The organism is Ectobacillus panaciterrae DSM 19096 (assembly GCF_000430785.1).
Taxonomy (GTDB): Bacteria; Bacillota; Bacilli; order Bacillales; family Bacillaceae_G; genus Ectobacillus; species Ectobacillus panaciterrae.
This window is the reverse complement of record NZ_AUMR01000113.1, coordinates 1-10,545: the sequence shown is the minus strand read 5'-3', so window position 1 is coordinate 10,545 and position 10,545 is coordinate 1. Positions and strand designations below refer to the sequence as shown.

Here is a 10,545-nt window from a genome sequence, read left to right as displayed (position 1 = left end):
GCGTTATGCACCTTATTATAAAAGAAATCAACTGCTATATCTTGGGATGAGAGCTTTTCATGAATAGGTAAAAAACCCAAATCACCAGCTATCCGAATGATTCCTGTTTCTTTTAATCCCTTCGCCATATACACTTGCCATTTGGAAAATTCTAATTCTTGATCTACATGAGAAGAGTCTACTAATACCATTCCAGCTGATTCTTCAGGATATTTGCTGACAAACATCCGTGATATCATCCCTCCAAAAGAATGACCTACCATAAGAAATGGACCTTTTTCCAAAAAAAGGATTAGTTAAATAATAGTGTTGATTTTTGACTATCTCAAAATAAAAAGAAGAAAATAACTCCAATTGATATTATTTCCCTCAATTTGTTATAATAAAGTGTTTTTAACATTATTGAGGGGGAACATTTTTTTATGTCAATCGAAGTAGGCAGCAAGGTACAAGGTAAAGTAACAGGCATCACTAATTTTGGAGCATTCGTAGAATTACCTGGAGGCTCAACAGGTCTTGTGCATATCAGCGAGGTAGCGGATAGCTATGTAAAAGACGTTAATGACCATCTCAAAGTAGGCGACCAGGTTGAAGTAAAAGTGATTAGTGAGAAAGACGGAAAAACTTCTTTATCCATCAAAAAAGCTATAGATAGACCCGAAAGACAGACCTCTTCTTATTCCCAACGTCCACCACGCCAGGGAAGAGCTGATAGCCGTTCCAAAGACTTCCGTGCAAAAAGCAATTTCCAACCAAAGGAAAGTTTCGAAGATAAAATATCTCGTTTTTTAAAGACTAGTGAAGAGAATTTATCTACCCTCAAACGTAGCACCGAAACAAAACGGGGTGGTAGAGGCGGAAGACGCGGATAACCTGCTGCGTTTTTTAATAATTTATCATAAGCCTGTATAAACTGGCTTGCCTTCTTTATATAACTCAAACCACTTTAGTTCATTAAGACATACAAAAACAACATCAAAGTTTAACAGAGCCATTTTCTTAAATGAAAATTTGGAATCAATATAGTAGAATATGCATTGAGATGGGAGTCTCATAAATACATATTGGTGGTCCAATTCAAAGTAAGGCACTCGATATGAGTGCTTTTACTTTTGTTGAGAACATGATTAGAAAGGAACACACAGCATGAATGTTATTGATTTCAATGCAGAAAGACAGCGAAGACAAAAAGAAAAACAAATGATTACTATTCCAATTATAGAAAGAATCTATGAAGAAGATGGAGAAATTAAATTCGAGATATCAGGAGAACAAGATGTTCCCTTGGCTTGGTTAGATAAATGAGAAAAGAAGCGTAGGCTCTTTTTTATTTTATCGGTAAAAAAATCTTTCTTGGTGGAACCCCATTTTAAAATAATGCCAACAAATAAACAAAAAGTTACAAATAAATGTTGCTTTAGAATAATGCTTGATCAAATTAAAATTAATAACCTTGATAAACGAACAAAAAGAAAGAGCATGTTTTGAAAAAAGATTAATCAAAACACGCTCTTACTATATTCAATTGAATTATTCATTTATAAAAAAGTTTGATCATTTCTGTAATCCTTTTTCAATTAAAGCGCCCGTTAATTAAACAGGGTACACGCGTGTAAATCCTTGTTACTCTTACTCAACACATAATTCTGAGATCTCCTTCCAGCCATACGCAACATCCTCTACCACTGTTCCTCCAAACGTACTAGTCCTATGAATATATTCTTTTCCTCCCATACGTTCATAAAAACCAAGTCCAGATTTATTCTGTTTCATTACCCAAACCATCATAGAATAAATACCTTTTTCTTTAAAATGCTTAGCAACAGCTGAAACAAGCTGCCTACCAACACCTAATCCTCTACATTCCTGTAAGAGATAAAGCGAATATAGTTCTCCATCAAAATTCTTCTCAACAATACTTTTACCTGATGCAAAACCTATAATTTTCCCTGTATCATTAATTGCAACATAAATAAAAGGTTCATTTTCGTTATTTAAAAAATCAATCCATCTTTTTTCTGCATCTTCGTACGATAATTCGTCCAGATAATCGTCAGGTACTAGACCACGATAAGTAGTCCTCCAACTATCAACATAAACTCTTGATACGCCCTTTATATCTTCTTTACTTGCTTTTCTAATTTCCAAGTTAAGTGCCCCCAATGCAAAACAGTAAAATAATAAAATTTATTATAACATTCTTTCTTCAACTCCCAGTTAGCTCAATAAGTGTTATTCCATAAAATGGCCCTTTAATTGAACAATACAGATGAAGTTTAAGAGTCAAAAGAAAAACCCTATATTAATATAGGGTTTTTGTCAAACTTTATTTTAAATTATCAATCTTTATTTTAAATCAACAACACCGCGTATTTTATATATCCCTCTTACTCCACCGTAACCGACTTCGCCAAGTTACGAGGCTTATCAACATCACATTCTCGATGCAGTGCCGCATAGTACGCAATCAATTGAAGCGGTACTACGGATACTAATGGAGATAGTGCTTCATGTACAGCCGGCAATACAAAGCGATCGCCTTCCATTTCCAAGCCTTTCATGGAGATGATGCACGGGTTCGCACCGCGTGCTGCTACTTCTTTCACGTTGCCGCGGATTCCAAGGTTTACGTGCTCTTGTGTCGCAAGGGCGATAACTGGTGTGCCGTTTTCGATTAAGGCAATTGTACCGTGCTTCAATTCGCCGCCTGCGAAGCCTTCTGCTTGGATGTAAGAAATTTCTTTTAGCTTCAATGCGCCTTCAAGACCTACGTAGAAGTCTACGCCGCGTCCGATGAAGAAGCAGTTGCGTGTTGTCGCAAGGTATTCGCGTGCGATTGCTTCCATTTCTTCTTTTTGGCCGCACAGCACTTCCATTGCGTTTGCAATTAAAGCCAGTTCTTGCGTCAGGTCGAAGCCTAATGTGTGACCTTTGGCTTTCGCGATGTCCGTCGCAAGGATTGCAAGCACTGCAATCTGTGCTGTGTATGCTTTCGTAGAAGCTACTGCGATTTCTGGACCTGCATGTAACGGTAATGTATAGTCGGCTTCACGGGATAATGTAGAGCCTGGTACGTTTGTGATTGTTAATGCTTTGTAACCCATTTCGTTCGTTTGTACAAGTACGGCACGGCTGTCTGCTGTTTCGCCGCTTTGTGAAATGTAGATGAAGAACGGCTTTTCAGTCAGAAGCGGCATGTTGTAGGAGAATTCGCTCGCTACGTGTACTTCTACCGGAACCTTTGCATAGCGTTCGATAAGCTGCTTGCCTACCAATCCAGCATGATAGCTTGTTCCGCATGCTATGATGTAGATGCGGTCGCTTTCTAAAATGGCATTGCGGATGTCTTCTGCAAGCTCGATTTCACCATTTTCATTTTGGTACTTTTGGATGATATTGCGAATTACCAATGGCTGCTCATCAGTTTCTTTCAGCATGAAGTGAGGGTATGTGCCCTTTTCGATGTCACTTGCATCCAATTCCGCTGTGTATGGTGCACGCTCGATCGTTTCACCTGCAAGATTTTTAATCGTGATGCTGTTGTCTGTTACAAGCACCATTTCTTTGTCCATCAGTTCAATATACTGATCTGTTACCTGCAGCATTGCCATTGCATCGCTTGCTACTACGTTAAAGTTGTCACCAACCCCAACTAGAAGCGGGCTCTTGTTCTTTGCTACATAGATAACTTCCTTGTTTTCTTTGTCAAGAAGCGCCAGTGCATAAGAACCGTGAAGCATTGTCAGCGTTTTACGGAATGCTTCTTCTACGTCCAAGCCTTCGTTAACATGCTTTTCAATAAGCTGAACGATAATTTCCGTATCTGTTTCACTTGCGAATGCTATATTCTGCAAGTGCTCGTTCTTTAATAGCTCATAGTTTTCAATTACGCCGTTGTGTACAAGCGTAAAACGCTTTGATTCGCATTGGTGCGGATGCGCGTTTGTCTTGCTTGGCACGCCGTGTGTTGCCCAGCGTGTATGACCGATGCCAACGCTTGCGCTCACAGTCGTGTCTACGATTTCGCGAAGCCTTGCGATGCGTCCTTTTTCTTTAAAAACGACAACGCCCTGCTCAGCTTGTACAGCAATACCAGCTGAATCATAGCCGCGGTACTCAAGCTTTTCCAATCCCTTTAATAAAATTTCTTTCGCATCTTGTTGTCCAATAAATCCTACGATTCCACACATAATTGTTTCGCCGTTTTAAGCTACTACCTCTAACAAAAACCTCTCCCTAAAACCTTTTCTTCCGACCATTTTCTGTAATAAGACAACGGGGGCAAGCGTTCCAGTAACGGGTACTTTCCTGCAGCGGTTTGCTAGCCTTCGTAAGCCCGTAACGGCTTCACCTTCCTCTCTCTTGTTAGGTTGTATCCGTAACTCGTCCCGTCCTTTTCCTCTCATCACACTTCTGCCTTTGTCCACAAAGTCACCTTCATGATTTAAGCACAAGTTTTCGGTTGTGATGAACAACCGGGAGTCATCCGCCGAAATCTCGATAAAACTCCTCCTCGTCAACTACCTATGTAGTTCTGGCGCTTTATATATCCTAAAATGAGAAAAAGAACAAACTAATCTTACCCTAACTGGCGTTTGAACGTCAATTAAAATTTATTACGGATAAAAAAATATATGCACAAGAAGCTTGGAATGTGCTTCTTGTACATAATATCAGGCAAAAATATGCGCCTTACTCAGCACCTACTTCAGATTTTACAACATCCACGATACGATTTACGTATTGTGCGCATAATTCTTGTGAAGGCGCCTCTGCCATAACGCGAATTAAAGGCTCTGTACCGGATGGACGAACAAGTACGCGGCCATTTCCATCCATTTCTTTTTCAACGGCACGAATTTCCTCTTGAATACGCTCATTTTCGAGTGCTTGCTTTTTGTCAGTAACACGAACGTTTACAAGCAGCTGCGGGAATTTCTTCATTTCTCCTGCGAGCTGAGATAACGGCTTACCTGTTGCTTTCATAATGTTTACAAGCTGAATGGCGCTTAGCATGCCGTCCCCTGTTGTAATGTGATCAAGGAAGATGATATGACCGGACTGCTCTCCTCCAAGGTTATAGCCGCCTTTTCTCATTTCCTCCATTACGTAGCGGTCGCCGACTCCAGTTTGCGCGCTCTTGATGTCATTCGCTTCTACGGCTTTATAGAAGCCTAAGTTGCTCATAACCGTCGAAACCACTGTGTTATATTTTAATCTGCCGGTTTCCTTCATATATTTTGCACAGATATACATGATTTGGTCGCCGTCTACGATGTCTCCATTTTCATCCACTGCAATTAAGCGGTCGCCGTCGCCGTCAAATGCAAGACCGACATGCGCACCTTTCTCTTTTAAAAATGCAGCCAGCGCTTCCGGATGTGTAGATCCGACACCTTCGTTAATGTTGACGCCATTTGGCGATGTACCCATTGTAGAGATATCCGCTTCTAAATCAGCGAACAAGTACGGCGCCAAAGAAGATGTTGCGCCATGTGCGCAGTCTAAAGCTACATGTAGGCCGGAGAAATCTTCGTCCACTGTTTGTTTTAAGTATTGTAAATATTTTTGACCACCTTCAAAATAATCGTTTACTTGCCCGAGATCTCCGCCTACGGGGCGAGGAAGTTCGTCGATTTCTTTATCCAACAGCTCTTCAATTTCATATTCTTGCTCATCGGACAGCTTGAATCCGTCTGGACCGAAAAATTTAATGCCATTATCTTGAACGGGGTTATGAGAAGCAGAAATCATAACACCTGCTTGCGCTCCAAGAGCTTTTGTCAAATACGCTACGCCAGGAGTAGAAATGACGCCAAGACGCATAACCTCAGCTCCAATTGATAACAGTCCGGCAACGAGAGCTCCCTCGAGCATATGGCCTGATACACGAGTGTCACGACCGATTAAAACCTTCGGACGCTCTGTGTTTTTTGTCAGAACGTATCCTCCAAATCGCCCAATCTTAAAAGCTAACTCCGGTGTTAATTCACTGTTGGCAACACCTCGAACACCATCAGTACCAAAATATTTTCCCATATGTTAATCGCTCCTTTATTTCATTCACTTAGCTTTTCTTTACAACTTCAATTTTCGCATTTTTTTGCTTCAGTTCTAAGGTCACATTATTAGGACTGTTGATTTGGATCGGTACATCGTACGTACCTGGAGCCAAATTTTGTACATTTATAGATGCTTGAATTTGAGAAGCAGCGAGCTTACTGATGACACTGGATTCTCCCACTACATCTACATTCACCTTGCCGCTCTGTGGATCTAGGAAGTTAACATTGAAAGCATCTGTTAAACCAAGTACCTGCAAGGGAATATCAGAGAACGACGTCCTTTCCTGCTTCTGAACTTGAACTGTCACTTTTACTTTATCAGGAGAAGCTTTTGTGACTCCTTTTGGAAGAACAATCGGTGCATCAAATGTTGTACTGCTCGTTACCTTATCTAAATCTATTACAACCCCATCAACGGATTGAATATTACTCAGCACATCGTTTGGCCCGTACAGCGTTACTTGCTCTGGGTCTACTGTTATATTTGTAATCGTTACTCCTTCTTGCAGCGTTCCTTGCCGTGTGACATTGACAGGAACTTTCTTTTCTGGAGTAATGATGGGAACCGTTACGGTTACAGTTGAAGGATTTGCTTGTACATCTAAAGGATTTCCATCTTTATCATATACGACGACTTTTGTTTCCTTCGTTATCGTTTGATCGGCTCCCTTTAAATCAATATAAGCTTTTACTAAGCTGATTTTCTCAAGCTGTGCCTCAGTGCCGGAAATCTCTACAAGCGCTGGTTTTACAGCAGTTTTGTCAGTCATATAGCCTTCTTTCATTTTGTTGCTATTTATAAAGCCTATTTCTACTGGAAATGCCTTCTTAATTTTCTTAGCAATTGTTACCCTTACCTTAGCAGGCAGGATTTTCACTTTTACCTTATCATTAATTCCTTCATATTGCAGCATCACATCATACACCCCAGGCTGATAGCCGTTAAGATTGGCGTATACTTCGAATTGCTGGTTTATTTTTGTAGCAGTAATTAAGTTGCTTTGCCCTTCTAGCGTAAGCGTGACAGACTTTGGCAAACCTGTGACAACATATTCTTCTTGATTATAATGAGCTGCTACTGCAACATTAGATAGCGTTTCTGTTGTTTCTCCTACAGGAAGTCCAGTGGAAGCAGTAATTCCACTGCTTTCTGACGGTTTATCCAAACTGGTAAACATATACAGCATCAAAGCCAGCAATAACGCAAGCCCCTTTAAAAACCAATGGTTGTCCATTAATTTATCCATTACGTCTTTTCCTCCAATTCCATAAAGATGAAGAAGAGACTTTTTCGTTTGTACTCAGCTCTTGCATAAGCAGTTCTCTTAATCGATCTGCTTTTAAATCCCGATGCAGCTCGCCGTTTTTCGTAAGAGAGACTTGCCCTGTTTCTTCCGACACAATAATTGTCAAACTATCCGTCACTTCGCTAATTCCTAGCGCAGCACGGTGTCTTGTGCCAAGTTCTTTTGAGATGAACGCACTTTCAGAAAGCGGCAAATAACAAGCTGCTGCTTTAATCTTGTCGCCTTGCATAATAACCGCACCGTCATGAAGCGGTGTATTTGGTATAAAAATATTAATCAGCAATTCGGAAGATGCTTGCGCATCCATAAAGATTCCCGTTTCAATATAATCGCCCATACCTGTTTCACGCTCCGTAGAAATGAGCGCTCCGATACGGCGTTTTGCCATATATTCCGTTGCTTTCACAATCGCATTCACAACGCTCTCCTTCTCCGTCTCTTCCTGCATACCGCTTCTTGAAAAGAGACTTCCGCGGCCGATCTGCTCCAATGCACGGCGCAATTCCGGCTGAAAGATGATAATAATGGCTAGGAATCCCCATGTCAAGGCTTGATCCATTAGCCATTCCAGCGTATGTAGTCGAAGCAGCGAGCTGAGGATGCGAACTACAATAATAACCGTAATGCCTTTTAACAGCTGCACTGCCTTTGTTCCTCGAATGAGCATAATCAGCTTATATATAACAAACCACACAAGGGCTATATCTACTATATTGCTGAGATAGTTTAAGAACACAGTCATATCTTCAGGCATTCTTACCCTTCCTCCATCAGTATATATTTACAATAACTAATTCATTATAACATACATTATATGTATCACAATTACAAACGGGTGAGAAAAACCGGGCAAAAACCGCCCGATCCTTTTTAGATGGGCATAGTGCGCCTGCCGAGTATAGTAACGGTCAGAGCGCCCTCCCCTGCATCTTTTTACTCAGTATATAGGTTTGGGCTGTATACTGCGAACAGTCGCAAACAGAAAAAAGGAATAGAGAGCATTGGCGCGGAATTTTTATACTTATCTTTCAAGAAAAACGAAATCTTTAAGGGGCAGACCGAACATAAAAGAAAATCTTCTATTTCCTTGCCTTAAAATTAAAATAAAGCAGCCTAGGCTGCTTTATTTTAATTTTTCTCCAAACAGCGAACCCATTAAGGCAACCGCTGTAATAGCTGTCTTATTCTTTTCATCTAAAATTGGGTTAATTTCAACAAATTCTGCAGATGTGATAATGCCTGACTCAGCAAGCATTTCCATTGCCAAATGGCTTTCTCGATATGATAAGCCTCCGATAACCGGCGTTCCTACACCTGGTGCATCGTGAGGATCTAAACCATCTAAATCAAGGGATAAATGTACGCCGTCTGTATGGGATAAGTAACGAATTGCTTCTTCCATAACTGCTGCCATACCCATACGATCAATCTCATGCATAGAAAATACTTTAATGCCCTCTTGGCGAATAAATTCTTTCTCTCCTTCATCCAAAGCGCGCGCACCGATAATGACAACATTTTCTTTTTTCACCTTAGGATAAGCCCCGTATAAGTTTGTCAACAGCGGATGACCATATCCTAGGCTTGCCGCAAGTGACATGCCGTGAATATTTCCAGACGGAGATGTTTCTTCCGTATTTAAATCACCGTGTGCATCATACCAAATGACACCTAAATTCTTACGATGCTTCGCAATTCCTGCAAGCGTTCCTACCGCAATGCTATGGTCGCCTCCGAATACGAGAGGAAAACTGCTACGCTCTATTGCATCATCTACTTTTTCAGCAAGTTCTTCGCACACTTCTACAACTTGATTTAAGTTTTTCAGCTTAGGGTTCTCCCCAGATGTATTCCGTTTTGGACGCTCGATTACAATATCTCCCAAATCTTCCACATCATATCCCAGCTGCTCAATTCTCTCAACGACACCGGCATAGCGAATTGCACTTGGCCCCATATCTACACCGCGTCGAGTTTGTCCTAAATCCATTGGTACACCAATAATAGAAATTTGCTTTGTCATGTTTATAACCCCCTGTTCACTAAATATTTTAAATGTTTTTTACACTTGACTCAACTCGACATTTTTATGAATATATATACATTATATGCATTATGATTTTTTATGAAATATTTAGTATATCTATACCTAATAAGAAAAAAATGTATAAATTCTTACATAAAAAAGGGGAAAAGGTACCTCTGCACAAGCGGCACCTTTTCTTTATGACTTACTTCCCAATTGCCAAATCATAGCTATATTACGCTTCAGACCAGACATTCTCTCGCCCGGTCTGAAGCGCTTCTTCCAGACTTACAATACTTGGAACAACACTGAATACTGCATCTATGCCATGTTCATATACGACAGCATCTGTTAACGATGGAACAGTCCTTCTCCACCATCAGCAATTGGAATTTTAAAGTATTCCGCACTAGGATATACTTCTCGAAATCCAGCTTCAATTGCGTTGCAAACCTCTATAGAAGCCATGCTTTCTTTATAGGAGTCTGGTGCTATTACAATCCGCATAATGCTCAATCCCCTTTATGCTTGTATTATCCCAAAGAAAGGAAAGGATTATCCAAAAACAAAAAAAGCTGTAAATCCATAACCGGATTTACAGCGAATTATTGTGTGTATGTAGTTGGTGGAGCCTAGCGGGATCGAACCGCTGACCTCCTGCGTGCAAAGCAGGCGCTCTCCCAGCTGAGCTAAGGCCCCAATATGGAGCGGAAGACGGGATTCGAACCCGCGACCCCAACCTTGGCAAGGTTGTATTCTACCACTGAACTACTTCCGCAAAATATGAGCCATGAAGGACTCGAACCTTCGACCCTCTGATTAAAAGTCAGATGCTCTACCGACTGAGCTAATGGCTCATATGGCTGGGCTAGCTGGATTCGAACCAACGAATGACGGAGTCAAAGTCCGTTGCCTTACCGCTTGGCTATAGCCCATTAATATCATTTCATGAATCTGCTTCGCAGAATTCACATCGAAGTGTACTCTACAAAACCTCATAAACCTAAAAAACAAACCCTTACGAGTCTATTTTCTTCAGCTTGTCCGTTTTTATGAAAATGGTGGAGGGGGACGGATTCGAACCGCCGAACCCTGAGGGAGCGGATTTACAGTCCGCCGCGTTTAGCCACTTCGCTACCCCTCCGAA

Annotated in this window: 10 protein-coding genes, 5 tRNA genes and 1 pseudogene; 2 read left to right on the top strand and 14 right to left on the bottom strand. The window is 41.0% G+C overall.

The window, feature by feature from the left end:
- The coding region (locus tag H540_RS0119880) for a hypothetical protein (protein ID WP_028402102.1) at positions 1-227 on the bottom strand (227 nt) is incomplete at its 3' end.
- 195 nt (positions 228-422) lie between these two features.
- On the opposite strand from H540_RS0119880, the gene H540_RS0119875 reads away from it, so the two are divergent.
- Together H540_RS0119875 and H540_RS34095 are read left to right on the top strand one after the other, a co-directional pair.
- Complete coding sequence (locus H540_RS0119875; protein WP_028402101.1) at positions 423-872, top strand: S1 domain-containing RNA-binding protein; 450 nt, start codon at positions 423-425, stop codon at positions 870-872.
- 274 nt (positions 873-1,146) lie between these two features.
- On the top strand, positions 1,147-1,305 hold the full coding sequence (locus tag H540_RS34095; protein WP_028402100.1) for a hypothetical protein: 159 nt from the start codon (positions 1,147-1,149) through the stop codon (positions 1,303-1,305).
- A gap of 324 nt (positions 1,306-1,629) precedes the next feature.
- Here H540_RS34095 and H540_RS0119865 read toward each other — a convergent pair whose 3' ends face one another.
- The 13 genes and pseudogenes from H540_RS0119865 to H540_RS0119805 all read right to left on the bottom strand — a co-directional run bounded on the left by H540_RS0119865 (position 1,630) and on the right by H540_RS0119805 (position 10,542).
- A complete protein-coding gene (locus tag H540_RS0119865; protein WP_028402099.1) occupies positions 1,630-2,148 on the bottom strand; it encodes a GNAT family N-acetyltransferase in 519 nt (172 codons plus the stop codon).
- 239 nt (positions 2,149-2,387) lie between these two features.
- On the bottom strand, positions 2,388-4,190 hold the full coding sequence (gene glmS / locus H540_RS0119860) for a glutamine--fructose-6-phosphate transaminase (isomerizing) (RefSeq protein ID WP_028402098.1): 1,803 nt from the start codon (positions 4,188-4,190) through the stop codon (positions 2,388-2,390).
- Between the two features lie 15 nt (positions 4,191-4,205).
- Positions 4,206-4,427: a hypothetical protein gene (locus H540_RS0119855; RefSeq protein ID WP_155891088.1), complete on the bottom strand. Its 222-nt coding sequence runs from the start codon at positions 4,425-4,427 to the stop codon at positions 4,206-4,208.
- A gap of 265 nt (positions 4,428-4,692) precedes the next feature.
- Positions 4,693-6,039 (bottom strand): phosphoglucosamine mutase, encoded by a 1,347-nt coding sequence (gene glmM / locus H540_RS0119850; RefSeq protein ID WP_028402096.1) that lies wholly within the window; start codon positions 6,037-6,039, stop codon positions 4,693-4,695.
- A 28-nt stretch (positions 6,040-6,067) separates the two neighbouring features.
- On the bottom strand, positions 6,068-7,312 hold the full coding sequence (locus tag H540_RS30360) for a CdaR family protein (protein ID WP_051317207.1): 1,245 nt from the start codon (positions 7,310-7,312) through the stop codon (positions 6,068-6,070).
- On the bottom strand, positions 7,305-8,126 hold the full coding sequence (gene cdaA / locus H540_RS0119840) for a diadenylate cyclase CdaA (RefSeq protein WP_028402095.1): 822 nt from the start codon (positions 8,124-8,126) through the stop codon (positions 7,305-7,307). The genes H540_RS30360 and cdaA overlap by 8 nt, the downstream gene beginning before the upstream one ends.
- Before the next feature lie 369 nt (positions 8,127-8,495).
- Positions 8,496-9,395: an arginase gene (gene rocF / locus H540_RS0119835; protein ID WP_028402094.1), complete on the bottom strand. Its 900-nt coding sequence runs from the start codon at positions 9,393-9,395 to the stop codon at positions 8,496-8,498.
- A gap of 369 nt (positions 9,396-9,764) precedes the next feature.
- A pseudogene (locus H540_RS34795) lies at positions 9,765-9,905 on the bottom strand (glycerate kinase); the annotation flags it as partial.
- Positions 9,906-10,021: 116 nt separating this feature from the next.
- Positions 10,022-10,097 (bottom strand) — tRNA-Ala (locus H540_RS0119825).
- Between the two features lie 4 nt (positions 10,098-10,101).
- A tRNA-Gly gene (locus tag H540_RS0119820) sits at positions 10,102-10,176 on the bottom strand.
- 6 nt (positions 10,177-10,182) lie between these two features.
- Positions 10,183-10,255: transfer RNA gene (locus H540_RS0119815), tRNA-Lys, on the bottom strand.
- 3 nt (positions 10,256-10,258) lie between these two features.
- Positions 10,259-10,333: transfer RNA gene (locus H540_RS0119810), tRNA-Gln, on the bottom strand.
- Between the two features lie 124 nt (positions 10,334-10,457).
- A tRNA-Tyr gene (locus H540_RS0119805) sits at positions 10,458-10,542 on the bottom strand.
- Positions 10,543-10,545: the final 3 nt, after the last annotated feature.